Here is a 24,557-nt window from a genome sequence, read left to right on the forward strand (position 1 = left end):
ATGGAAATGTTAAATCAAATAATTCTTTACATCATGATGACATTTATGGTCATCGGTGCCCTCGATCGCATCATGCAGCAATTCGGCGGTTCGCAACACTTACTGGGCAAAGTGGGTCTGGGGGGCGTGGGAAAATCCATTGCCGGCGCCGGCAACCAGTTTGAAGAGGGCTTCAACGCCATGGGTGCGCTGGCGCTGGCGATGGTGGGGATCATCGCCATCGCACCGGTGCTGGCGAAGTTGTTGTCGCCGGTGGTGGTGCCGGTATACACCGCCCTCGGCGCCGATCCCGCCATGTTCGCCACGACCTTGCTGGCCAACGATATGGGCGGTTACTTTCTCGCCAAAGAAATGGCCACGGCGGCCGACGGCACGATTAACTACGGCGCCTGGATGTACGCCGGCCTGATACTCGGCGCGATGATGGGGCCGACCATCGTATTTTCGATTCCGGTGGCGGTGGGCATTATCGATGTCAAGGATCGCCCTTACCTGGCCGCCGGGGTGCTGGCCGGCATGGTGACCATTCCGCTGGGGTGCATCGCCGGCGGCTTGAGCGCCATGGCGTCGACCGTAACCGTGCCCGGTACCGAACAGGTGATCGAGTTCAACCTGCCGTTGATCTTTATGAACTTAATACCGGTCATTATTGTGTCGGCCTTGATCGCCACCGGTTTGTGGTTGATACCGGAGCGGATGATCAACGGGTTTTCCATCTTTGCCAAGTTTCTGGTGGCGTTTATCACGGTCGGACTGACCGCCGCGGTGCTGGAGCGCACGCTCGGTTTTGCCCTGATCCCCGGTATGGACCCGATCTTCATGGTCGAGGGCGACGTACCCGGCCTCGATATGCGCGCGATCGAAGTGATCGGCTCGATTGCCATCATCCTGCTCGGCGCCTACCCGATGGTGTTGCTGCTGACGCGCTGGTTTGAAAAACCGCTGCTGAAAATGGGCGGTGCGCTGCATGTCAATCCCACCGCAGCCACCGGCCTGATCGCCACCCTGGCCAACAATATTCCCATGTTCCAGGTCATGAGGGATATGGACAGCCGCGGCAAGATTCTGTGTTCGGCGTTTGCCGTGAGTGCCGCTTTTACCTTTGGCGATCACCTGGGCTTCACCGCCGCCAACAAGCCGGACATGATTATGGCCGTTATTATCGGCAAGCTGGTGGGCGGTATTACCGCGGTTTTATTTGCCATGCTGGTGGCCAGGAAAATGATCGACTCCATTGAGAAGACCAGCGACGACGCTGCGGTTGACAGCGATGCACAGCAGCCGAGCGGCGTCCGCGGTGAATCGTAAAACGATCCACAGTGTCGGCATCGATATCGGCACGACCACCAGCCAGGTGATCTTTTCGCGGCTGACGCTGGTGAACCGGGCGCCGGTAACGCAGGTGCCGCGCTACGAGTTTGTGGAACGGGAGATCTGTTTTCAGGGGCCCGTGTGCCGCACACCTTTGACCGCCGACGGCTGTGTCGATGCCGGGCGTTTGCGGGAGTTTATTGACGACCAGTTCGCCGCCGCGGGGTTGCGCCACAACGATATAGAAACCGGGGCCATTATCATCACCGGTGAGACGTCCAAGGCAAAAAATGCGCGCCAGGCGGTGCTGGCGTTGGCCGACAGCCTCGGCGATTTTGTCGTGGCGACGGCCGGCCCCAATCTCGAGTCGGTGATCGCCGGGCGCGGCAGCGGCGCCGGCGAGTATTCGAAGCGTCACCGCCTGCGGGTGTTGAATATCGATATCGGTGGTGGTACCAGCAACTATGCGGTGTTTGACAGTGGCAGGGTAGTGGATACTGCCTGCCTCAATATCGGCGGCCACCTGATTGAGACCGACAGCGCCGGCGTGGTCAGCGCCGTTCACGAACCTGCCCGCCGGGTGCTGGACGATGTGTTTGGCGCGCCGCCGCCGCCCCGGCAGCTGGGTGCCGAACAGCTCCGTGATATCGCCCGCCGGATGGCCGGGTTGATTGTCGAAGCACTCGGCAGTGCTCGCTCGACCCTCTGTGAGGGGCTGCTAATGACACCGCCGCTGGCGCCGCACCGGACCTTCGATGCCGTGTTTATCAGCGGCGGTGTCGGCGATGCTTATTACCGGCTGCGCGAAGGGAATGAACTGGACACTTACCAGTGGAGCGATATCGGGGTATTGCTTGCGCGCAGCCTGCTGGACAATGCGCAGCTCAGCGCGCTGCCGATAAAAAAACCGGTGCAAACGTTACAGGCCACGGTGATCGGCGCCGGTGCCTATTCACTGTCGCTGTCGGGCAGCTCCATCTGGGTGCACCGGGGTGAATTGCCGGTGCGCAACCTGCCGGTGCTGCAACCGGATATCGACTGGCAGCAGGAGCAACCGGATATCTGCGGCGGCACGCTGGCGGCGGGGCGGCGACTGGATCTGCGGTTGCGCGAAGACCGCTATGTAATCGCCTTCGACGGCGGCATGCCGGTCAGCTACCGGACGGTTCATCACACGGCGCAACAGTTGGCGGATTTTTACCGCGAGCACGGCAACCGTTCGTCGCTGGCCGTGGTAGTGACACAGAACGATCTGGGCAAGGTGCTTGGTATGGAACTGCAGCCGCTGCTCGATCCGCAGCCGCTGATCGTTATTGACGAAGTGCGGGCGCAAGAGGGCGACTACCTGGATATCGGGCGCAGTTTCTTCGGCGGCGATGTGGTGCCTTTGACCATTAAGTCGTTGGCTTTTCCGGCGTAAATTTTTTCCGCATACACCTTTTCTGTATAGACAAGGCGCACCAAGGAGGTATTCGATGCAACTAAAGACCACACTTTTCGGCCAGGTCTACCAGTTTCGCGATGTGAAAGACGTGCTGGCCAAGGCGAACGAACTGCGCTCCGGCGATGTCCTGGCCGGGATTGCCGCGGAGACGGCGCAGCAGCGGGTCGCCGCCAAACAGGTGCTGAGCGAAATGCGCCTGGAGACGCTGCGCGAGAACCCGGTAGTGGCCTATGAACAGGATGTCGTGACCCGTGTGATTCAGGACGCGGTCAACACCGGTGTCTACAACGACATCAAACACTGGACGGTCAGCGAACTGCGCGAGTATATCCTCGGTGACGGCCCGTCCCATGAAGACTATGAGCGACTGCGCAAGGGACTCACCTCGGAAATGGTGGCGGCGGTCTGTAAAATCTGCTCCAACGGCGATCTCATGGTCGGCGGTAAGAAACTGCGGGTGGTGTCCAAGGCCAATAGTACCGTGGGATTGCCCGGGCGCTTTTCCTCGCGGCTGCAACCCAACGATACCCGCGATGATGTCGACAGTATTCTGGTGCAGACTTACGAGGGCCTAGCCTACGGTTGCGGCGATGCCGTCATTGGTGTCAACCCGGTGACCGAGTCGGTGGAAAACACCCGCCGTATCCTCGATGCCTTGCAGGAGGTGATCGACAAATGGCAGATACCGACCCAGGGTTGTGTGCTGGCCCACGTCACCAACCAGATGGAGGCGATCGAGAAGGGCGCGCCGGCCGGTTTGATTTTCCAGAGTTTATCGGGCACCGAAAAAGGTCTGGGTGAATTCGGCGTAACTGTGGAATTGCTTGATGAAGCCTATGACCTGGGGCAACACTACTGCAAGCTGGCCGGCTCCAATATGATGTACTTCGAGACCGGCCAGGGCACCGCACTGTCGGCCAACGCCCATTTCGGGGCCGACCAGGTGACTATTGAAGCGCGTAAATACGGTCTGGCCAAACGTTATAAGCCGCACCTGGTCAATACTGTGGTTGGGTTTATCGGACCGGAATATCTGTTCAATCACCAGCAGATCACCCGCGCGGCGCTGGAAGACCACTTTATGGGTAAACTGACCGGCATCTCTATGGGCTGTGATGCCTGTTATACCAACCACGCCGATACCGACCAGAATTCCAATGAAAACCTGACGGTGCTGCTCGCCGCTGCGGGTTGCAACTATGTTATGTCGCTGCCGATGGGTGACGATATCATGTTGAACTACCAGACCACCGGTTATCACGATGTGGCTACGGTGCGACGGCTGCTGGACTACCGTCCGGCGCCGGAATTCGAGGCGTGGATGGAATCCATGGGGCTGATGGAGCGGGGAGAGCTGACCGCCCGGGCCGGCGATCCGTCGATTTTTTTTGAATAAGGGGCGATACAATGGACGAGCAAAGAATTCAGAGTATTGTGGATTCGGTGTTGCGAGAGCTGGGTGAAAAAAATCCTGCTCCCGGACGTATCATGCAGGTGGAACCGGGCGCTGTAAAGCCTGCGGCAGAAGCAACGTCCGGCGCTGTCGATACGCAGGCCGGTGCCGGCTTGGAAGATTTGGGGTTGGAAAAATTTATCCGCTGGAACGGGATTCGCGCCGCTGTCAACGAGAGTATCAACAACGATATGATCGGCCAGACCCGCGCCCGGGTCTGCCAGGGGCGGGCGGGGCCGAGGCCGCGCACGATTTCCCTGTTGCGTTTTGTCGCCGACCACTCCCGTTCCAAGGACACGGTGGTGAAGGAGGTGCCGGCCGATTGGTTGGCCGAGCACGACTTGTGGGAAGTGCAATCCAAGATAACGGATAAGAGCGAATACCTGACCCGCCCGGATCTTGGTCGCCAGCTTTCGGACGAGGCGCGCAAGACTATTACAGAGCGCTGCAAGAAGGCCCCGCAGGTACAGGTGGTGATATCGGACGGTCTCAGCACCGATGCGATTACCCACAATCTCGATGAAATCATACCGCCGTTGTTGAAGGGGCTGAAAAACGCCGGCTTCGATGTGGGCACGCCTTTCTTTTTGCGCTATGGGCGGGTGAAAGCGCAGGATGAAATCGGGCAGTTGTTGCAGGCGCAGGCCAATTTGCTGTTGATCGGTGAACGGCCTGGATTGGGACAGTCGGAAAGCCTGAGTTGTTACTGTGTTTACGCGCCGACGGAAAAGACTGTGGAATCCGATCGGATGGTGATTGCCAATATTCACCAGGGTGGTACACCACCCGTGGAAGCGGCGGCGGTGATTGTCGATCTGGCGGGGAAGATGCTTGAGCAGAAGGCCAGTGGGCTTAATTTGAAGCGGTAGTTTTTGGGATTGTAATTGTAGTTTGGTGCTAACTGATTCGGTCCGGCAAGGCGTAGGGCTTCTAGAAACACGCTGTGAATACTTCCCTGTAGGCTTGCTTAAAGCACCTACTTTTGGCTGGTTCGGCATCCATGCCTCACAAGGTCTCGAAACTTTAAACCCCTACTTCCTGTTACGGACCGGATTGATTAGCACGAATGTATTCCTAAGCAGTAAGCAACCCTATCAGCCAAAGATGACAAGAGGACCAATACCATGGCTGTTTTAGACGATATCAAAGCATCAGTGCTGGCAACGCGGGTTATTGCTGCGGTGGACCCGGCCATGGCTGAGCAGTTCAAGCTCACTAAAAACCAGCGTTGTATCGGTATGTTGACCGCCGACTGTGACGATGTGACCTATGTGGCGCTGGACGAGGCCACCAAAGCGGCCGATGTGGAAGTGGTCTACGGGCGTTCGTTCTACGCCGGCGCCGCCCACGCGTCCGGGCCTTTGTCGGGCGAGGTGATCGGCGTGCTGGCCGGCCCCGGGCCCGCCGATGTGCGCGCCGGTTTGCAACGTGCGCGGGAAGTTATCGAGCACGAAGCCTGTTTCAAAGCCGCCAATGCAGACGGCAGTCTGGCGTTCTTCGCCCACCTGGTCTCAGCTACCGGCGGTTACCTGTCGAAAGAAGGTAATGTGCCGCGGGGGCAGGCGCTGGCATACCTGATTGCGCCGCCCCTGGAGGCCATGTTCGGCATGGATGCGGCGCTGAAGGCGGCGAATGTCGAGATAGCGGCATTTTTTGCACCGCCTTCGGAAACCAACTTCGGCGGCGGTTACCTGACCGGTTCCCAGGCCGCCTGTAAAGCCGCCTGCGATGCGTTTCAGCAGGCAGTGCTGGATGTGGCTGCGCAGCCGCTCGATATTTAGGTGCTGCGTATCTTGGATGAGCCGCAGCCCGATTGCGAACTTGATGAAACTTCCCTGGGTTTTGTCGAAACCCTGGGATTGACGACAGCGCTGGAAGCGGCCGACGCCATGGTGAAAAGTGCGCGGGTGCGCCTGTACCGGCGCCGTCAACCGGGGGCCGGATTGACCCTGATTCTGTGCGTCGGCGAACTGGCCGATTGCCAGGTGGCGGTGGCGGCGGGTGCCGCTGCGGCTGCCGGGCTGGGTGAATTGCAGGCGGCCCATGTAATCGCCAGACCCGGTAGCGGACTGGCTGACTGGTTGACACAGGCGACGCCGTTTAACGCCAGTTAATGTATCGATATCAGCGAGGGCGAACAAGCCATGAGTAAACTGGTGGAGCAGGTGAGGCAGGCGGGGGTGGTCGGCGCCGGCGGTGCCGGTTTTCCCTGCTACGTGAAAATCGGTAGTCCGGTCGATGTCCTGATTGCCAACGGCGCCGAGTGCGAGCCCCTGCTGAATAAGGATCAGGTGATTATTCAGCAGTTTACCGAAGCGCTGCTGGAAGGCATGCGCTTGCTGCAGCGCGAGACCGGCGCCGGTCGTATGGTGCTGGCTGTAAAAAAGAAACATCAGGCTTCTATTGAACACCTCCGGCCGCGGTTGCCGGCGGACATCGAACTGAAAGTCATGCCCAATGTCTATCCCGCCGGTGACGAATACGAACTGGTTTACGAGATCACAGGACAACGTATTCCGGCCGGCGGTCTGCCGCGGGATGTGGGCGTGCTGGTACAAAATGTAGAGACACTGGTCAATGTGCAGCGCGCCGCCCGCGGTGAACCTGTTACCCACACGATGGTGACCGTGCACGGAGAAGTCGAACGACCGTTTACCGCCTGGCTGCCGATCGGTATGCCCTTTGCCGAAGCGTTGGCGCTCGCCGGCGCCGTTACCTGCGCGGCACCGGTGATTATGGACGGCGGGCCCATGATGGGCGACATTGTGGAAGATTTTTCCACCTCGATAACGGCCACCACCAGCGGACTGTTGGTGGTGCCGCGCGAGGCCCATGTGGTAAAGATAAAGTCGGAGTCGGAGCCGCAGTTTACGCGCATCGGCAAGGCCGCCTGCGACCAGTGCACCCTGTGCACGGAAATGTGCCCGCGCTATTTATTGGGCTATCCCATTCAACCGCATCTGGTGATGCGCTCCCTGTTGACCACCGGGCCCACCAGCGAAACACTTTCGGTGCATGCCCAGGCGTGCTGTGAGTGCAATGTGTGTACCCTGTGGGCCTGTCCCGAGCAACTCAACCCGCGCGATGTCTGCGTTGCCACCAAGCGCAACCTGAAAGAGGCGGGGTTGTGGCAGAGTGCCGCGCAGTTGCAGGCACAAACCCGTCCGCTGCACAGTATGCGCGAGTATCGCGGTGTACCCACCGCCCGCTTGGTGCGGCGTCTTGGTCTGGAGAGCTACGCCAGGAAACCGGCGCCCTGGCTGGCCTATGGGGGTGTACCGGCGCGTGTTGCCATTACCCTGCAAGCGCGCTTCGGTACTGCGCCGGTGGCGACAGTGAAGCCGGGCGATCGGGTTAGCCGGGGCGATGTGATTGCGGCGGCGCCGGCCTCGGGTCTCGGTGTGCCGGTGCACGCCAGTGTCAGCGGCAAGGTAACGGCGGTAGCCGAGCGGATAGATATTTTACCGGACGGAAAGTGATGATGAACGACAACAGTGCGATCGGTATGATCGAGTTAAACTCCATTGCCAAAGGCTATGCGGTGGGCGATGCCATGCTCAAGGCTGCCAATATCGATATTTTGTTTAACCGTACGATTTGCCCCGGCAAGTTTATGGTGATGGTGGCGGGCGATGTGGCGGCGGTGGAGGCCGCTATGGATGCCGGGCTGGCATTGGGCAGCGAAACCATCGTCGACGAGCTGATTATTCCCAATGTACACCGCTCCGTGTTTGCTGCTATCAGCGGCACGCGGGTTATCGAGCACACGGCGGCGCTCGGTATTATTGAGACGTTTTCGGTAGCCTCCATTATCGAGGCGGCCGACGCCGCGGTGAAAGCGGCAGATGTGGAGTTGATCGACGTGCACCTGGCGATGGCGATCGGCGGCAAGGGTTATGTCACCATTACCGGCGATGTGGCGGCCGTTAACGCCGCGGTGGAGGCGGGTACCGCCCATATCCGCGACAAGGGTGTGCTGGTGGATAAAGTCGTTATACCCCAGCCCCGGGAGGAGATACTGCGCGACAGAGTTTAGCCGTTTTGTGGAGGGCTTGTGCAATACCTGGTCCAGTACTCTCATTCTATTCCTTCAACTGGTATGAGTGCTGACAACAAAAAAATAGTTTCCAAAAACAGGAATTTCATAACCGCTCTTCATAACCGTCCCATAACTTTTATGTTTGAGTTGTCCTTGACGAGACCGTCTAAAAACTGCTCAAAACGTAGAATTTTTTCCTCGTTTTTCCTCTCTGATTCCACGAGGCGGCGCAACTCTTCACCTTTATCCACATCTAAGAGTAACTGCTTTTTTCTGGCTACGCGTTCTATAGGAATCTCGTTTACTCCATGATAACTTTTTTCTGGATCGATCTCATATAGAATGTGATATCTTGGTGTAAACTGAAGACTCTCGATATTGTACTTTCTGTTTGTTCGTAATGATCTAAATGATCCTCTCACCGTTTTAAACGCCTGTCTTTCTACTTCAGCGTAATTGCTATTCTCAAATTGGTTCGCAGTTCTTATAGCAGTCCTTACCTCAGTCGCTACTATTTTTTTTGACGCCATTTCTTCTGCAGGTTTAGACGCTAAAGCCGCTTCACCAGATACGTTGTTGATATTCCAGGACAACAAATTCAAATTCAGTATGGTTAATGATCTGACCAAATCTGCATGTTCTGGACTCATCTGCTTCGTCTGCTGAATTTTATCCTCTACTGACGGGTACAGTATTTCACCTGTCCAGGATGTCCGCCTAAAGTTATGTTCTCGAATAGCCTGGGGCCTTACCATAAGCTTCTCGCCATCGAACAATGATAAAATAAATGGCTCTCTTCTTTCTTCATCCAAGAGCAGTCTTTCGTTGATTGTTACAATTTTGTGGCGCGCCGAAAAATAGAGCGCTATTTTTAGTGCGTTTCCATTATATTCGACTATTTTTTCGGCTGTCTTGAGGTCGATGGGTATTAATAAATCTTCGGCATGAGCAGCGGCTGCCAGATGTATTCCGGCTAAAAAGCCTAATATTATCGTCCAGTAATTATTCACGGTTCTGATCCTGGGTTTATAAAAATTATGTATCGCGCTGGTTGGATTTTTTTGTCATAATTTTCTTGGAAAGCATATAAAAAATAATTGCAAAAATAATTGACGAAACTAAAAAGGCAGGCATCGTGATCTTTAGCATTAAAATACCGCTATCCACTCTTTGCTCTTCGTGCAAATAGGGTGTTGCTTGAGTATTGAACGAGTAGTTATAAATTGCAAAATTAACCATAAAGCTTAAGAGGGTTAAAAACGCATAGGTAATGAATGTTTTCATGATTTATCTCACTTTACTTCCCAAAACCATACTTCGCGAGACTTGTTTAGATCACTTACTCGCCCGAAGAACTCAAGGATTGACCGAATAAACATACCACTACTCGTAATTTCATTCTTGTTCCATAGGTCAATATGATCTCCGCTTCTTTGCTCAAAACTCTCTCGCCCGCGCTGCCAGTAATCTTTAAAGTATATTATTCCTGTTTTTTCCTTTAGTGTTAACTGAAAGCTTTCTGGCTGAATCTTTTGAAAACTCTCAATGCCGGGAATAACTTTTCCTTTGAGGGAGTTTGCAAAATCTTCAGCAAGTAGTAGATGCTTCATGCCGGCATGTGACCAACATCGTTTTCCACTTAAGCTGGTTATATTTATTCCAGATTTTATAAAGCTTTCGCTAAGCAATATAGCACAATAATTCCCAAAGGGTTTCTCGCTCGCTTTTTGTTTATTAAAGCATCGTGAGGAAACTGTGCTTTTATCTGGAAAATTTTCCCATAACGTTTTAAATTTCACGAATATATCCTCTTTTGTTATTAGCTTTACACGCAAGAATAAGCCGCGGCTACTTTGAGTCAAAAAAAGGCGAATCGTTTTTATCCAATTAGGTTTCGGTTGATATTACCGCAAGCGCAGCTTGCCTATATGAATCGTCGGTATTGATAAAGTCGCCCGTGTCGAGTGTTCACCGAGCAGGGCGAGCAGAATTAGTTTGACCAGTAAGCGACTGGTAGCCGCGAGTCCGCGCCTCTTTTGTTGCTTTTTGAATCGCAAAATTAACCTCAAAAGTGGCGCTATTTGCCCCGCCGGGCGATAAGTCACCGAGGTAGGCCTTTTCAGTATCGATAGTGTCGCTTCTTTAAATATTCTCCTGAAATAAAAAGGATTTTTGTAAGACCGGGGAGCAATAATGGATGCCGGTATTGTTTACTTTTTCACCCGTAGAGATCAAGTACAGTTTGGTCTCTTTCTCGATCCTAGAGGACCTACGAGTTGCTTTCGCATAAATCTGTTACTTTACAATGGTACCTGGATTGCAGATGATCAGGCCGGATATTAACGCTGGTAGATCCTATAGTCACTCAGATTATGCTCAGGCCAGGCTATAGGCTGCCGTCACGATCTACAGTTTTGGCTTCACTCGAATGGATTTTGGCAGCGGGCGTATTGTGGCTTTTTTAGCTTGGACATCCATCCGGGAACTGGTCACGAACCAGGTTAAGCTCAATGCCATGCTCCAGCCATGCTTTAAGCCCGGCAAGGACCATGGTATAACCGCCCTTCGCGTCAACAACCAGGGGCAACACTTCGTCACCGAAGCCTTTGTTGGATATCTTTACTAATGCCGCACCGTCTTTACGTGGCTCAAAGCGCCATTCGACAATAGTCGGATTATTGTTCCACTCAACCACTATGCGTCGGTTCTCTTCGAACTCTTTGACCGTGAGATCATCGCCAACGCCGAACATCTCCCAGTCCCAGCGCACCTTCTTCCCCGGCTCAAGCCGTCCGCTGCTCTTTGTAAACCAGAATTTTGTGGTAATTTTCGGATTGACAAATGCTTCAAAAACCTGAGCAACCGGTTTGTGAATAAGCATTTGAGCCTCTACGACGATTGAATCGTTTCTTCCCATTTTACGAATCCCCAGATTGGTGCTTTTAGGTCTTAGGCTGGCAATTGATGTGCCCTGCCAAGTGATTAGTTGGCATCACCGAGGGGGTTTTCGTTGAAATAATTCACAATATGCGGAATGCTTTCTTCAAATCCACCCGGCGTGTTAATAGACATAAAACCAACTTTGTCATGACTTCGATTTTCAAAGCCATGCTCAGTTTCACCGGGTATATAAATATATGAACCTTTCTTTGCTTCAAACCAGTTTTTTTCTTCGAGGTAGACCGCCAGGCGGCCTTCTATAATATAGAAAATATGGGCTTCGGGATGTTTGTGAATATGAGGGCCTTCTGTATTGGGTTCAAGCCACCACTCGGATACGGATAACGTTGAATTTGTTTCTTGGAGGTCTGCTTTAAAAACAGCAGACATTCGACCCATTGGGTAAGTACGACCATCGTTAGGATCTAGAACCAGGGGCTTTAGTCCGGCCTTTCGATTCATATTTGCCTCTGAAGTTGACTTGGATATTGCCTTGACCTTTGTGTAATCGGACAAGTGCACTGTAGCGGATTCGGTTGACGGACTGATTACGTACTGTGGCTGGATTCACACTGCATCGCTACCGCTTGACCAGTGTAGGATTTACACCATTTTTGTTTGCTGCGGTGTTGAGTTTTTAAATATTCGCCATTTTGCTTGCCGTTGCGGATATCATCCTCGGTGTTATAAAAAACTGCAATCTGTCTATCTCAACTAGAATCCCGGTCTAAGGCATACCGACCATTTTTTATGGGTTAAACTCAATATTAGCTGCTTTGAGTCGTCGCTCGCTGGCAAACGTACCCCCTGTGATTTTGTAATTGGAAACACCTAACTTGGCAAATACGTAATAAATTTCACCCTTGTCTAAAAATTCCTTCGAACAACTTGTATTTAGACGATTCTCTATGGTAGCCGTTTTGGATTCATTACCTTTGTAAGTATGAATGACTTCAAACGTGGCCAGCTGAACCTGTTCCGTCAGTTTGCCGAGTTCAGACAGTCTGACCTGAGCCACATAATCATAGTATTTCACAAAGTGTTTTGCCCTTTCAGCCAACGCAATACCTTGATCACCATTACATGCCTGTGACCCGTTAGCGATCAGAAGTAGCAAGGTAGTGACTAATATTTTCATATTTTGTAAACCATAACGTTTGTATATTGCGCATGCTCGCGTTGCTTCTTGTGATATCCGCTATGCGGTCTAAGTCTCTGATCAGAAAAGGGTTTATGGAAACGCGCTATTGCCGCCCCGGGCACAGCGGATTTTTCTGTCGTCTTAAGTACCCAAGTCCTGGTCTCTGCCGCTGTGCTCTGGCAGATAACGAGCAAGGTCTTAGTATAAGGGGAGAAATACATTTGACAATAACCCTATAAGCTGTATAAATAGACAGTTTTTTCGGTGTGTACAGGTAAGGTACGTAAGGATAGCAGGCCCCTTTTACAGGTATATATGCTATCGCGCCGGTAACTCGAGCGTGCGCCAGCTATAAAACTTGTGTGTCTTTTAAGAAATTGCTACATCGTCAAAAACCGTGAAAAGTAGGTAACATAGAGTGGTTAGAATCTAATGGAAAAATATTTTCTGCTGTTTATTTTAACTATTGCGGTTTCTAATGCCGCCTATTCGAAATCTGAAGTAGAGGCCTCAGACTCCATAGATTTTCGAGTGAAAAATATAGGTGCATTTACTGGCCTAAAGACAGATATCCCAATTGGCGAAGTAGATGGGGTTATGTTGCGTATAAATATCGCGCTGCCCAGCAATGAGAGTGCCGAGCCGCGCCCGGCGCTCGTGCTAATACACGGCGGGGGTCTAATCAAAGGCGATAAGAGTAAGTTCAACAAACGTATTGAGGCAATGGCTGAGCGAGGTGTTGTTGCCGCTAGCGTAATGTACCGTTTTGCGCCTAAGTATCGTTTTCCAGCCCCCGTAGAAGACGTAAAAGCGGCGATTCGCTTTTTGAAGGCACACGCTAAAACTTTCAATCTTGATACTGATCGCATCATCGTTAGTGGTGTGTCGAGTGGAGGATATTTGGCTACCATGGTTGGGGTTACTGGAAATGCCGGCGGATTTTCTGACCACGAAATATATCCGGACTTTGATTCTTCTGTACGGGCGGTCATTTCACAATCTGCGCATATTGCTGATTTTACGCGGGTTAAGTATCGAGATTTTGCCGTGGTGAAGCGGTTTATTGACACCGACAATCCAGATAGACAAGCGGCGCTTGCGGCAATATCACCAATAACCTACCTGGATAAAAACGATCCGCCTTTCTTTTTGGCGCACGGGACTGCTGATGAAAGAGTGCCTGTTGCTATGTCTCGCGAGTTTGCCCTTGAATTAAAAGCTATAGGACATGTATTTGAATATATCGAAGTAGAGGGTGGTAAGCACAGTTTAAAGAAATCGCGACCAAAAGAAGCCTCTGAGGTTTTCAGCGCTTCCCTGGACTTTTTTAGAAAATATGCTTTTCCGGAAAAAATATAGCCGCCAAAGCGGTTTGTGGTCCTCTGTCAACCCGGTTGGGGCAGCTTAACTTAGCAATAGTGTGGGCAATATGCGTGTTGAAATGGATCACCTCGTTATCGGGGCTGCCAGCCTAAAACAGGGCGTTGACTATGTGAAGGATTTATTGGGTGTTGATATCCCTTATGGTGGTGCCCATATAAAAATGGGAACACATAACCACCTAATGCAACTCGGGAATCATACATTTCTTGAAGTAATAGCAATAGACCATGACCTTGAATCACCTGATCATCCGAGGTGGTATGGTCTCGATGACCCTTTTGTACGACAGCAGATAGATATAGAGCCAACTTTATTGACCTGGGTGATAAATACAAAAAACCTGATTGAATTAGGTAAGCGAGCAGTCTTTTCACTTGGGCGAGCGGAGTTGATTAGCCGCGGAGAATTAAGTTGGTATTTTGGGCTTCCCGAAGACGGCAGGCTACTGGCTGGAGGTATGTTGCCCTATGCGATCGAGTGGCAAACAGACATCCATCCCTCGCTTGATATGGCAGATTTAGGTTGCAAACTTCGCGGTTTGGAAATCTATCACCCGAATTCGTTGTGGTTGAAACATGCCCTGGAATCTGTTGGCGCTTCTGGTCTTGTAGAGGTCAAAGACTTGCCAAAAAATGTTACCCCTTGTCTGATAGCCCATATCAGCACACCTTTGGGAATCAGGAAATTATCTAGTCATAGAGTGTTTAACAAAGCAATGTAGCGGACGAGCTGATTTTGTATTGATCTGGTGTGCAGTATTCTACTGCTAGTTGATGAGAGCCAGAAGATAAGACAACCGCAAGCGTCGTCTATAAAGACGACTGCCACTTCCACCCGCAAGTTCACTTCGCATTACAACACTGATTATCTAATATTTTCGTTATTTGAGGCTTTACAACAATGCGTATTACGAGAGGTAATCCCAAAGAACTCTTTAACAGCACCCAATATGGTTTCTCCCAGGCTGTGTCATCTGAAGGTACACGGATTGTCTCTATTTCCGGGCAGGTGGCCTGGGATGCCGGACAGACGTTAATCGGTGCTGGCGACTTGTATGCCGAGACGTCCAAGTCGTTGGAGAACCTGAAGATTGCACTGGAATCCGTACAAGCCCGGCTGGAGCACGTTATTTCTTTAAGAATCTATATCGTTGATTACAAACTTGAGGAATCTGAATCTATCAGTCGAGCACTCAAGGCTTTTTTCCCGGAAGGCAGGGAGCCAACAGCGACCTGGATCGGCGTAAACTGCCTCGCCAACCCCGACTTCCGTATTGAAATCGAGGCGATGGCCATTGTACCGGAGGGATAAATAAACCCGGTGTCACTGCGCGAAAGGCGCAAGGTATGAAAACTCATCGCGGCGCCGGTGGCGACAACCAGAATGTCAATTGATATTGGCCCGGCCGAATTCGGTAGTCGGGCAGGGCCTGGGAATCCATCCCCCAGCCGGTATCGCCGCCGACGCCCTGCTGAACCAGATCGATATTCAGTGTGTGGATGCCGGTTTCCGGCAACTTATGGCTATGGGTGGCGGCCTCGATGGCCGCCTGGCTGTAGGGCCAGACACTGAAGTCGAACTGAGGCGCGGCGGTTACCTGCAAGCCGCCGGGCTCCCGGCCGGACAGCACCAGCCAGCGGGTGTCGGTGCGATTGCTGCTCTCCTGCGGTTTGACGTAGAGCACAAAGAAGTCGTCCAAGGCCAGTTGGTAAGTACCGAGCTTGGCCGCCTGGTTGCGATCCTGGTAGTTTTCAAACGGACCCCTGCCGTACCAGGTAATACGATCGAGGGTCGGATTTATCGGTCCCTGCAAACCGATACGAAATATTTCCCGATCGCTTTCGGCACCGCTCAGGTCGATGGCAAAGTCGACCTGCACCCGGGCGTCCGGGTAGATGGTGTAACTCAACTCCCCGCTGGCGCGCCGCTGGGCGAGCCTGAAACGAGTGACAATGCGCACGCGCCGGTCGGTGTTTTCCACCAGTTCCACGTCGGTTGTCAGTCTGTTTGCATAGGCATCGCGCCAGCCCGAGGCGCCTTCTACATGCGCGGCAAAGGCATCGTCGTTGTCGGTCGGCGCGCGCCAAAAATTGGGGGTCAGTTCACCGATCAGACTATCGACTCCCGCTATTTGATAGTGATTGATCAAGCCGTTGTCCTTGCTGACACCGAGTACAAACCCTTCACCTCGCACCAGTAGCGCGTCTGTGCGTTGTTCAACGCTCAAGCCGTTAACTACTTGCCTCTGCACCGGTGGCAGCGGTGGTTGTTCACGCAGCAGCAACTGTTCGCTGGCGACCCGGTGACCGGCCTCGGCCCAAAGGCGTGGTGTTTTCAAGGCGACCTCGATATTCAACAGTACCTCACCGCTTTGCGGCCACTCGGGCAGGTCGACAGCGGTTTGCTGTTGCGGTGGCAGCGCCAGTGCCCATTGGCCCGCATCGACGGTGCGGCCGTCCTGCAGCAGTTGCCAGCGGATATCGAACTCGCTCAAATCGGTGTAGAAGTATTCATTCACCACTTGCAACTGTTGGCCGCGGCGTTGAAAATTTACCCACTGCTGTATTTTTTTGACTTCGTGCAACGCCGGCTGCGGCGTGCGGTCCGGAAACACCAGGCCGTTGTTGTTGAAGATGCCGTCGTGGGCCATCCACGGCGGCTCATAGTCGCCACCGTAGGCCCAGAACGTGACACCGGCTTCGGTTTTGCGCAGCGCCTGGTCGGCCCAGTCCCAGATAAAACCTCCCTGTATATTCGGGTAACGCTTGAACACCTCCCAGTATTCCTTGAGACCGCCGCTGCTGTTGCCCATGGCGTGGGCATATTCCACTAAAATCAGGGGCTTGTCGTTGGCGGGATGTTCGCCCCAGTGATCGATATAGCGTCCGGCATCGGTGCTCTCTGCTTTTATCAGGTATTTCCAGAACGGCGTCATACCAAACGTTCTCTCGATGGCGGCGTGGTCGGGGAGGGTGGCTGCGTCCTTCGCGGAGTAGGTGGCGTACATGGGCGCCACGATATCGCTGATTTCCGGCATCTGCTCGCTGATAACCGGGCGGGTGGCATCCAGGGCGACGGCTGCCGCTTTCATTTTCACAAAGTTGTCGCCGCGTCCGGCCTCGTTGCCGAGCGACCAAATAATGATGGCGGGGTGGTTGCGGTCGCGCAACACCATATTGGTCATGCGATCGACTGCCGCCGCGGTCCAGTCAGGATCGCTGGCGGGTATACTTTCGCGCAAGCCGTGGGTCTCGAGATTGGCCTCATCGATCACGTAAAGTCCGTACTGGTTGCACAACTGATACCAGTAAGGGTGGTTGGGGTAATGTGAAGTGCGCACGGCGTTGATATTGTGGCGCTTCATCAAGCGTATATCCTGTTGCATCTGTTCGCGGGTGATTGCCTGCCCTACATCCGGATGCATGTCGTGTCGATTGACCCCTTTCAGGTAAACGGGCTTGCCGTTGACCAAGAGTTGCCCGCCGGCGATCTCGACATCGCGAAAACCGAGCTGTTGCGCGACGGCGCCCACATGCCTGCCTTCAGCGTCGCGAATGAGCAGCGCCAAAGTGTAAAGGTTTGGGGTTTCGTCAGACCACAGTTGCGGCCGGTCGACAGGCACTGCGAACGAGACTTTCCCGCCGTTGATGACGGTCGCGGCCAACTCCGTAGGCGATGCATACTGGTGTCCCTGAATAACCAGCGCCAGGGAGGCGCCGGGAAGACTCTCGTAGCCGGCAATCCAGGCGTCCAGGTTAAGGGTGGCCGATTTATAGTCCGGCGCCAGTTCGGTGGTCAGGTAAAAATCGCGGATATGCGTCGGCGCCCTGGCAATCAGATTGACGTCGCGGAAGATACCGCTCAACCGCCACATATCCTGCAGTTCCAGGTAGGCGCCGTCGGACCAGCGATAAACCTCCACCGCCACCAGATTCGTACCCGGTTTCAGGTAATTGGTGATATTAAATTCCGCCGGCGTAAAGCTGTCCTGACTGTAGCCCACTCGCGTGCCGTTGATCCAGACATAAAAAGCGCTTTTCACACCGCCGAACTGCAGGTAAATTTCGCGCCCATCCCAGGTGGCGGGCAACTCGAAGGTACGCCGGTAACTGCCGACGGGATTGTAATCCTTGCGCACATAAGGTGGATTGGTGCCGCTGAACAGCGCCATTTGCGGGGGGTATCCGTGTATCGTCGCACTGGCCATGCGCCCGACCCGGGCCCAGGGCACATGGGTGTTGGCATAGATGGGAATACCGTAGCCGTGCAGCTCCCAGTTCGAGGGTACGGGAATCGTCGGCCAGTGGCCGGCGTCGAAATCCGTGCGAAAGAAATCCGCCGGGCGCTGATCGGGGCGCCGTGCCCAAAAAAAGCGCCAGGGGCCGTTCAGCGAGCGCACCAGCGGCGATGCCGCCGCCGTGCCTGCCAGCGCCGATGGCAGGTCGGGGTAGGGGACGGCGCTAGCCCGGGCGGGCTCTTTGTTGATGCGGAAAACGCCTGCGTCTTCCCAATCGTGGTGGGTGTCGGCGGGACCCGGTGCCCGCCATTCGATGCCGGCCAGGTACATACTGGGCACGGTGATAAGGAGGACCAGAAATGCCAGGAGAATTGTTTTTATGGGTTTCATATCAATAGTTTTATCGCTTATAAATTATCGATAGCTTGCTTATTGGGGGCCGAGTGAATAGGGGTTAGGTGCCTGGCCGGCTTGGGTACCCGCCGGGTTATCGGCGCCGGCCGGTGGCGCCGTCTCGCGGCGATGCAAAAGTATATATTCAATCGCAACAGGGTTGTCACCAGTGGCAAAATAGCGAACTGCAATCTGCAGGCAACCCCCTTTTTCTGCCTGGGCGACGGGTCCGGTTGTTGACAGCCATTGCGTCAAGGGTAATTGCGCGCTGTTTTTATATCGGCATGCACAAAATTCAACCTACTTCATAATTAAAAAATAGTTGTATTTCCGACACCACTGGGGTAGCCTCGGTTGTACCATGGTACACTTCAAGTTTTTTAATCGCAACATTCTTTCCAGGTGACCGGCAACAGCCGGTGGTGGTGAGAGATGAGAGCAGAACGATAGAGGTAGTGCCATAACAACATAAATGCCATAACAACATAAATGTCATAACAACATAAGTGCCATAACAACGTAGCGCTATAAAAATTAAAGTGATAAAGCGATAGGTAATTAAAATAGGTAATTAAAAGTGATGGGCAAAAGGAGTGGTAATGCAATAGACGCAAAAGCAAAACAAAATAAGAAAAGTAAAACGCCAAGCAGTAGATAGGAGGTATCAGGCGAAGTAATACGTAGAAGCATTAAGCAAGACAATAATAAAAGGTAAATCAGTAGATAACAGAGCAAGCAGTAGCTAGCAGATCAAAAAGTATAAGCAGTAAGCCAATCAACTTAGCGAGATGAAACCAGATAAATAAATAAGGATCGTGGGGAGCTGGACTATGATTTCGAACAAATACACGTGCGACCTTCCATTCACCCGAGGCCTGTTGGCTGCGGCCGTTTTATTCAGTGCCGGCCAGACCGGTTACGCCCAGGAGACGGGTGGGGGATTCAAGCTCGAGGAGATAATCGTTACCGCGCAAAAGCGCGAGCAAAGCGCGATGGATGTGCCTATCGCCATAGGCACTTTCACACCGGCGGATATCAGGGACACCGGCGCTCAGTCGATTATGGAGATGCATCACTTTGTGCCGGGGTTTGAAGTCAAAGAGGGCCAGGTGACCCAGGCCAATCTCACGATCCGGGGTATCACCAGCCCCAATATCAGCACCGGTGGTGATCCCTCGGTGGCCACATTTTATGATGGCGCCTATGTGCCCCGTGCTGCCACCACGGTAACCTTCTCCGACCTGGAGCGGGTGGAAATTCTGAAAGGCCCACAGGGCACGCTGTTTGGTCGCAATGCGGCGGCGGGGGTGGTTAATATCGTTCCCAACAGTCCCCAGGCTGAAACCCAGGGCTTTATCAGCACTCGGATCGGTAACCTGGGTCTGGTGCGTGTCGAGGGCATGGGCAACGTAGCGCTGAGTGATAATCTGTTTCTACGGGTGAATGCGCTAGTTAACGAGCGCGATGGTTTTAAAGATAACCTGGGCTCCGGCGGTGATCCCGGCGGCCAGGATAACCAGACTGTCCGGGTGGCGATGCTGTGGGAAATCACGGATCGCACCGATCTGCAACTGTCTTACGATTGGGACGAGATCGATCAGGCGGCGCCCCAGGGAATTGGGGTCGGCCCCTTCGCCCTGACGCCCGGAGACGCGTTTGCCAGTCGCGTGGCCAACGATGTAATTGACGGTGGTGAAGCTCGCGATATGTACTCGGTCACTGCCAAAGTCAATCACGAGTTCGACGATCAGTGGTCGATGAAATATATCGCCAATTACCGGGAATTTGAAACCCGCAACCGTATTGACGATGACGGCACCGCCGATCCGCTGCGCTATATCGATACTGACAATATCGAAGATTCAGATATCGTTTATACCGAACTGCAGGTCAACTTTAACAGTGATTCGGTCAATCTGGTGGCGGGGGCCAATTACAGCCAGGAGGATACCTTTCAGGAGATTCCGACCACATTGTCGACCGGCTCTATTATGTCGTTTATGGCGGGGCCCAGTGTTCTTAATCTGCAGGAACTGCTGGATTTGCCCGAAGGGGCGCATCTCTGGAATCCCGACATATGGGCAGGCTTTTCTGCCAGTCTGAATGGAGGCACGCCACTGCCCCAGACGGCGGAAGGTTACACAACGGCGATCGGGCGGATCAGGGCCGGCAATGAAGAGGTACCACCACACTTCTTCGCCCCGTCCACCGCTGGCGATTTCTATACCGAATCTATGTTCAACACCGGCGATTTTACCAATTACGGCATCTATGCCGATGCCGATTTCACCGTGACGCCGGACCTGAATATCGCCGTCGGTATACGCTACAGTGTGGATGAGAAAGATTTTACCTGGAATGCACCGCTGAGTGACTATGCGCAGGAAAACCCGGAGTTAGGGCTGTTTAATATTTTTATACCCCAGGCTGAAGCCGAAGCCTCCGACCGCTGGACCAAAACCACCGGCCGCCTGGTGGCCAACTACCGGCTGAGCGCCGATGTGATGGCGTTTGCCTCGGTTTCCACCGGCTATAAAGCCGGCGGTTACGACTCGCTCGAACCGGCTACGGCCGAGCTGCCGCTCGACCCCGAAGAGATCACCAATTTCGAGTTAGGCCTGAAAGGCGATTTCTTCGACCAGCGGTTGCGGGCGCAAGTCAGCTACTACGATATGACTGTTGACGGGGCACAGCGAACCGTATTCGGTCAGCGTCCCGGCGATACGGGATCGACTTTCTACCTGATCAACGGCGATATCGATAACCGCGGTGTGGAGATCGTGCTCGACTGGCTGGTGACCGATACGCTCAAACTGGGCTTGTTGACCTACTTTGCCGATGAGGAGGAGACATTCCCCGATACCTTCAACGACAGAGGTGAACTGGTGCCCGGCGATAAGTCGACCTCGACCCGCCGCCCTCAGGACAACTATACGGCCAAACTGGACTGGTCGCCGGCGATCCCTGTGGGTGAGCTGAATATACACCTCGATTATATTGTCACCGAAGACCGGTTGCGCGGCACGCCGGATTTTCTCGACTCCTTCGCTACTGTCGATGGTTACGGGGACGATCGTGAAATCCTGAGCGCACGCATCTCCTGGCTGAGCGATGGAGGTGATTACGAGGTGGCGGTGTGGGGCAGGAACCTGACCGACAGTGAACTGGTTACCAGTATCAGTGGTCTGGGTCTGAGCACCATCAACACCCCACTGGCGACGATCGAAGACCCGCGCACCTACGGCGTCGATCTGCGTTACAACTTTTAGCGAGGCTCTCTACTCTACGTGAGTTTACTCCGGGGGGCGGCGATACCCCCCGGACTTTTTTAGGAAATGGAAACCTGGAACGTCATTTCAAAATAGTGTTTCAGCGTCGTGTCGAGACGTTGCCTGCTGGCCTTCAAATTGTGCTCCACTACCGAAAACCGCTCAATCTGGTGAATCAGCGCCAGGCTCAATTCGGCATCGGCCTGCGGGTCGGCGCTGCCGAAAAATTCATGCAGCATCCTCAGCCCGGCCAACTCCGAAGCCCAGTAGCGCTCCACCAGACTGCGCAGCCGCTCGCAGTGCAGCGCCTCGTGGTAAAACGCCAGTTCGATAACCCGGTCGTCTTTGCCGGCATCGATCTGGTCGAGCAAATAAGCGTGTACACTGCGATACACATCGGTCACGGCCTGCTGCATATCATAGTTGTCGTCGCTGTCGTAGCGCGCGGCAATCCCGCCCAATTCCTGCGCAAAGGACGAGCGGATACTGTCCGCCTTTTCGCGCCAGTATTCAAATGCCGTGCTGATCAGGTCATCGATACTCTTGAAATAGTAGGTGGTCGAACCCAGCGGCACACCGGCTTCCTGGGCTACTGCCCTGTGTCTGACACCGCGCATTCCGTCACGGGTGACTATGCGCAGTGCGGCGTTGATAATCTTGTCGCGGGTGTTGCCCGTCTGTTTTCTGCCGCCGGATTTCAACGCCGGGTTACGTCTTTTGGCGCTCTCGGCCATCGGGGGGAGTCCTCACAGTTACTGCAGGTGCCCAGCATATCACGAAGCCTGCGGCCGGTGCGCGTTCATAAAGGCCAGGGTGCTGTCAAAATCTTTGACGCCGGCATCGGAGCCCAGTCCCGAGGCCACCAGCGCGGCGGTGGCGGAGGCAAAATGGCACGCCTCCAACAGTGTCATGCCATGGCTGAGGCCCGCATGCAGGGCGGCGCAGTAAGAGTCGCCACAGCCGGTGGTGTCTACCACCTGCACCGGAAAGCTGGGGATATAGGCGGTCTCCCCGGCGGTCGCCAGATACGAGCCCTCGGCGCCCATTTTGAAGATACAGCCGCGCCCGCCGCGGTCGAGAAACCAGGCCGCCGCACTTTCCACGCCGGTGGCACCGCTGATGGCCATGGCCTCTTCCGCGGCCGGCATAAAGTAGTCGATATGGGGCAGCAGCGGCTCCAGCGCCGGCCAGGTGTGGTCGCCGGGGGCGATCAAATCCGCGGTGACGGTGGCGCCGTTGGCCCTTGCCTCGGCCAGAATTTCGGCGCCCAGGCTATCCGGCACGCCGGGCATCAAGCCGACCCCGCCCCAGTGGATATGATCGGCAGCGACGATTTCGTTGTGCATAGGGGCGTCGATAGTGAGGGAAAATGCCGCGCCCAGGGCGTGGAAGTTGGGCCGCTCGCCGGCGCTGTTGATCGCCAGGATGGTGGCCGAGGTGGGCATTTCTCCATACCTCTGCAGATAGCGGGTGTCGACCTTGTGATTGACCAGCATGGTGTTCAGAATCGCACCCATATCGTCTTTACCGATGGCGCCTATCAGCGTAGTATCGAGGCCGAGTTTGGCGCCGATAACGGCCGGTCCCGCCGCGGTGCCCGCCGCCGTGATCCGTATCTGCTCAATCAGCTCAGAACCCTGGTTTGCAGCAATTGCATTCATGGGACGCCCCAGAATATCCAGAATGGTTACCCCGACACTGACGAATTTGCGCATAGTTATTTCCTGCTTGTGAATGAGTGCTTGTTTGCGGATTACAAGAAGATGTACCATAGTACACATATCGCAAGACAACAACTAGCATTTGACGTGTAGCTCCGGGTCTTCCGGTATAGATGAGGCGGGTGCTGCCGGTGAGATACATTACATGAGTGTACTATCGAGCAATCCCATTAACATTCTCCCTAATGCTTGCAAAAGCAGCTTTATAACTGACAAGAGCGGTCTTATAGGCAGTGCCATCCATAGCTTTATGAATAAACCCACAAACAATGCCGTCAAAGGTTCTATAGCCAGTCACTTCATCGTGAGATCTATGAGAGATTCCAGCGGTCGTTTTCTCAATCATTCTCCCAACAGGGGTGTGTTATGAATGACTCTGCGCAGACCGCTGGCAAAGACAATGACAGCCTGAATGCGCAAATCCGGCAACAAGTGGTAGAGACGTTGCGCTCCCTGGTGGCGCAGGGACTGACCACAGGTACATCCGGCAATGTATCGGCGCGGGTCGAAGGCGGTATGCTGGTTACCCCCACGGGCATTCACCCCGAGCAGATGCGGCCCGAGCATATCGTCCATATGGCGCTGGACGGCACCGTGGCGGCGCAGCAACTGACGCCCTCCAGTGAATGGCGGATGCACGCCGACGTCTACCGCCACAAGCCGGGTATCAATGCCGTGGTGCACTGTCACTCCAACTACGCCACCATGATGGCCTGTGCGCACAAGCCGATTCCGGCGCAGCACTATATGATTGCCGCCACCGGCAGTTACGAAATCCCGGTGGCCGACTACGCCACCTTCGGCAGTCAGGCGCTGTCGGACGCCAGCCTCAAAGCGCTCTCCACCAGTATGGCCTGCCTGTTGGCAAATCACGGTCAGTTAGCACTGGGGTTGAATCTGGACGGCGCTCTGAAACTGGCCGCCCTGGTCGAGGAGCAGGCCTTTTGGTACTGGGGTGTACTCGCTATAGGCGCGCCGCGGTTGCTGCAACGACAACAGATGGATGCGGTGCTCGAGGCTTTTGTCACCTATGGTCAACAGGAGAAAGATCGCGAGCAAAAAGATCAGTAGAAGAAGTCGGTGGGAATCATCCGATCTCGCTTGGAGCGGGCAACCGAGTTTACGAAGACCGTTTAGAGTGGCACTTGCTTAAAGTGCTTACTTTTCCTTTCGGCACCTCCTTTTGGTGGTGGTGCTTAGGAGAAAACATGCCAATTAACGGTCTG

At 54.1% G+C, this 24,557-nt stretch carries 22 protein-coding genes; 13 read left to right on the forward strand and 9 right to left on the reverse strand.

All coding sequences use genetic code 11. The features are described 5' to 3' along the window. The 8 genes from eutH (at position 1) to FKG94_RS08460 (ending at position 8,244) form a co-directional block, all read left to right on the forward strand. Positions 1–1,308 (forward strand): ethanolamine utilization protein EutH, encoded by a 1,308-nt coding sequence (gene eutH / locus FKG94_RS08425; RefSeq protein WP_142903786.1) that lies wholly within the window; start codon positions 1–3, stop codon positions 1,306–1,308. Further along, positions 1,298–2,731, forward strand: a complete 1,434-nt coding sequence (locus FKG94_RS08430) for an ethanolamine ammonia-lyase reactivating factor EutA (protein WP_142903787.1) — start codon at positions 1,298–1,300, stop codon at positions 2,729–2,731. The genes eutH and FKG94_RS08430 overlap by 11 nt, the downstream gene beginning before the upstream one ends. 55 nt (positions 2,732–2,786) lie before the next feature. After that, positions 2,787–4,151 carry an ethanolamine ammonia-lyase subunit EutB gene (locus FKG94_RS08435; protein WP_142903788.1) on the forward strand — a complete coding sequence of 455 codons (1,365 nt, stop codon included), beginning with the start codon at positions 2,787–2,789 and terminating at the stop codon, positions 4,149–4,151. An 11-nt stretch (positions 4,152–4,162) separates the two neighbouring features. Then, positions 4,163–5,077 (forward strand): ethanolamine ammonia-lyase subunit EutC, encoded by a 915-nt coding sequence (gene eutC / locus FKG94_RS08440; protein WP_142903789.1) that lies wholly within the window; start codon positions 4,163–4,165, stop codon positions 5,075–5,077. A 255-nt stretch (positions 5,078–5,332) separates the two neighbouring features. Continuing rightward, positions 5,333–5,989, forward strand: a complete 657-nt coding sequence (gene eutL / locus FKG94_RS08445) for an ethanolamine utilization microcompartment protein EutL (protein ID WP_142903790.1) — start codon at positions 5,333–5,335, stop codon at positions 5,987–5,989. Between the two features lie 54 nt (positions 5,990–6,043). Beyond that, positions 6,044–6,322, forward strand: a complete 279-nt coding sequence (locus FKG94_RS08450) for a BMC domain-containing protein (protein WP_425460041.1) — start codon at positions 6,044–6,046, stop codon at positions 6,320–6,322. A gap of 30 nt (positions 6,323–6,352) precedes the next feature. Beyond that, a complete protein-coding gene (locus tag FKG94_RS08455; RefSeq protein ID WP_142903792.1) occupies positions 6,353–7,687 on the forward strand; it encodes a 4Fe-4S dicluster domain-containing protein in 1,335 nt (444 codons plus the stop codon). Between the two features lie 2 nt (positions 7,688–7,689). Further along, entirely contained in the window at positions 7,690–8,244 is a 555-nt protein-coding gene (locus FKG94_RS08460) for a BMC domain-containing protein (protein ID WP_246125042.1), read from the forward strand. A gap of 119 nt (positions 8,245–8,363) precedes the next feature. Here the strand turns inward: FKG94_RS08460 and FKG94_RS08465 are convergent, their stop codons facing one another. The 6 genes from FKG94_RS08465 to FKG94_RS08490 form a co-directional block, all read right to left on the reverse strand. Then, the gene (locus FKG94_RS08465; RefSeq protein WP_142903794.1) at positions 8,364–9,257 is read right to left on the reverse strand and encodes a hypothetical protein; all 894 of its coding nucleotides are present in this window, start codon (positions 9,255–9,257) and stop codon (positions 8,364–8,366) included. 25 nt (positions 9,258–9,282) lie between these two features. Continuing rightward, complete coding sequence (locus FKG94_RS08470; protein WP_142903795.1) at positions 9,283–9,531, reverse strand: hypothetical protein; 249 nt, start codon at positions 9,529–9,531, stop codon at positions 9,283–9,285. Between the two features lie 8 nt (positions 9,532–9,539). Further along, positions 9,540–10,046 carry a T6SS effector amidase Tae4 family protein gene (locus FKG94_RS08475; RefSeq protein WP_142903796.1) on the reverse strand — a complete coding sequence of 169 codons (507 nt, stop codon included), beginning with the start codon at positions 10,044–10,046 and terminating at the stop codon, positions 9,540–9,542. 662 nt (positions 10,047–10,708) lie between these two features. Then, the gene (locus FKG94_RS08480; RefSeq protein ID WP_142903797.1) at positions 10,709–11,164 is read right to left on the reverse strand and encodes an SRPBCC family protein; all 456 of its coding nucleotides are present in this window, start codon (positions 11,162–11,164) and stop codon (positions 10,709–10,711) included. Positions 11,165–11,229: 65 nt separating this feature from the next. Next, positions 11,230–11,649, reverse strand: coding sequence for a cupin domain-containing protein (locus FKG94_RS08485; protein ID WP_218943481.1), 420 nt, complete (start codon positions 11,647–11,649; stop codon positions 11,230–11,232). Positions 11,650–11,935: 286 nt separating this feature from the next. Further along, positions 11,936–12,325 (reverse strand): hypothetical protein, encoded by a 390-nt coding sequence (locus FKG94_RS08490; protein WP_142903798.1) that lies wholly within the window; start codon positions 12,323–12,325, stop codon positions 11,936–11,938. Between the two features lie 435 nt (positions 12,326–12,760). Between FKG94_RS08490 and FKG94_RS08495 the strand changes: the two genes are divergently transcribed. The 3 genes from FKG94_RS08495 (at position 12,761) to FKG94_RS08505 (ending at position 15,022) form a co-directional block, all read left to right on the forward strand. Then, complete coding sequence (locus FKG94_RS08495) at positions 12,761–13,687, forward strand: alpha/beta hydrolase (RefSeq protein ID WP_142903799.1); 927 nt, start codon at positions 12,761–12,763, stop codon at positions 13,685–13,687. A gap of 70 nt (positions 13,688–13,757) precedes the next feature. Then, positions 13,758–14,432, forward strand: coding sequence for a VOC family protein (locus FKG94_RS08500; protein ID WP_142903800.1), 675 nt, complete (start codon positions 13,758–13,760; stop codon positions 14,430–14,432). Between the two features lie 179 nt (positions 14,433–14,611). Beyond that, on the forward strand, positions 14,612–15,022 hold the full coding sequence (locus FKG94_RS08505; protein WP_142903801.1) for a RidA family protein: 411 nt from the start codon (positions 14,612–14,614) through the stop codon (positions 15,020–15,022). 43 nt (positions 15,023–15,065) lie between these two features. On the opposite strand, the gene FKG94_RS08510 is transcribed toward FKG94_RS08505, so the two are convergent. After that, positions 15,066–18,338, reverse strand: a complete 3,273-nt coding sequence (locus FKG94_RS08510) for a glycoside hydrolase family 2 TIM barrel-domain containing protein (protein ID WP_142903802.1) — start codon at positions 18,336–18,338, stop codon at positions 15,066–15,068. Positions 18,339–19,171: 833 nt separating this feature from the next. Between FKG94_RS08510 and FKG94_RS08520 the strand changes: the two genes are divergently transcribed. Further along, positions 19,172–21,610: a TonB-dependent receptor gene (locus tag FKG94_RS08520; protein ID WP_142903803.1), complete on the forward strand. Its 2,439-nt coding sequence runs from the start codon at positions 19,172–19,174 to the stop codon at positions 21,608–21,610. Positions 21,611–21,669: 59 nt separating this feature from the next. Here FKG94_RS08520 and FKG94_RS08525 read toward each other — a convergent pair whose 3' ends face one another. Further along, the gene (locus FKG94_RS08525; RefSeq protein WP_142903804.1) at positions 21,670–22,344 is read right to left on the reverse strand and encodes a TetR/AcrR family transcriptional regulator; all 675 of its coding nucleotides are present in this window, start codon (positions 22,342–22,344) and stop codon (positions 21,670–21,672) included. A 39-nt stretch (positions 22,345–22,383) separates the two neighbouring features. After that, complete coding sequence (locus FKG94_RS08530) at positions 22,384–23,325, reverse strand: carbohydrate kinase family protein (RefSeq protein WP_179957553.1); 942 nt, start codon at positions 23,323–23,325, stop codon at positions 22,384–22,386. Between the two features lie 372 nt (positions 23,326–23,697). Here FKG94_RS08530 and FKG94_RS08535 point away from each other — a divergent pair, with 372 nt between their 5' ends. Next, positions 23,698–24,402, forward strand: coding sequence for a class II aldolase/adducin family protein (locus FKG94_RS08535; RefSeq protein ID WP_142903806.1), 705 nt, complete (start codon positions 23,698–23,700; stop codon positions 24,400–24,402). The last annotated feature ends 155 nt before the right edge of the window (positions 24,403–24,557 follow it).

The organism is Exilibacterium tricleocarpae (genome assembly GCF_007004655.1).
GTDB classification, from domain to species: Bacteria; Pseudomonadota; Gammaproteobacteria; order Pseudomonadales; family Cellvibrionaceae; genus Exilibacterium; species Exilibacterium tricleocarpae.